At 66.6% G+C, this 1,063-nt stretch carries 1 protein-coding gene; it reads left to right on the forward strand.

Translation table 11 applies throughout. The features are described 5' to 3' along the window. The first annotated feature begins 76 nt into the window (after nt 1-76). Complete coding sequence (locus ABD709_RS21380) at nt 77-1,051, forward strand: IS481 family transposase (protein ID WP_344779088.1); 975 nt, start codon at nt 77-79, stop codon at nt 1,049-1,051. The last annotated feature ends 12 nt before the right edge of the window (nt 1,052-1,063 follow it).

Here is a 1,063-nt window from a genome sequence, read left to right on the forward strand (position 1 = left end):
GGGCCGGTTGTTGACGTAGCGAAGACCTCCGGGTGCGGTGGGCGCTGTCTAGGTCACCTACCGTCCGGAGGTCTTCGTGACTCACCGTAATGCCCGGCTGAACTTCCGCGGCCGGCAACTCCTCGTCGAACGCGTCTGCCAGCAGGGCTGGGCGGTCGCGCACGCTGCCAAGGCCCAGGGGGTGTCTCGCCAGTGCGCACACCGCTGGATCGCGCGATACCGCGCCGAAGGCGAAGCTGGCCTGCATGACCGCTCCTCGCGGCCTCACCACTGCCCGAACCAGACCCCGGTCGAGGTTGAGGAAGCGATCGTGAAGAAACGCCAACAGGAGCGCCGCGGCCAGGACTGGATCGGCCCCGAGCTCGGCGTCCCGGCCCGCACCGTTTCCCGGGTGCTACGCCGCCACGATGTGCCATACCTGCACGAGTGCGACCCGCTGACCGGCGAGGTCATCAGGGCGTCGAAGACCACCGCCGTGCGCTACGAACGCGACCGTCCGGGCGAGCTGGTCCATGTCGATGTGAAGAAGATCGGCAAGATCCCCGAGGGCGGCGGCTGGAAGGCACGCGGCCGCGAAGCGACAGCTGCACAGCGTCACAAGCGCACCAAGATCGGCTACGACTACGTGCACTCCATGGTCGATGACCACTCCCGACTGGCCTACTCCGAGATCCTTCCCGACGAGAAGGGCCCGACCTGCGCGGCGTTCATCCTTCGGGCCGCTGTGTACTTCGCGGCCCACGGCATAGCCCGCATCGAGCGAGTGATCACCGACAACCACCTGTCCTACCGACGATCCAGCGACGTACGTGATGCCATCGCCACGCTGGGCGCGAAGCACAAGTTCATCAAACCGCACTGCCCTTGGCAGAACGGCAAGGTGGAGAGGTTCAACCGCACCCTGCAGGTCGAGTGGGCCTACCGCCAGGTCTTCCTCACCAACGATGACCGCGCCGCTGCCCTTGCTCCGTGGCTCGAGCTCTACAACACTCAGCGCCGCCACACTGCGCTCGACGGCCTGCCACCGATCAGCCGGCTGTCACCAACGTGACGGCCGAGTACA

Source organism: Nocardioides panacisoli, assembly GCF_039537325.1.
Taxonomy (GTDB): Bacteria; Actinomycetota; Actinomycetes; order Propionibacteriales; family Nocardioidaceae; genus Nocardioides; species Nocardioides panacisoli.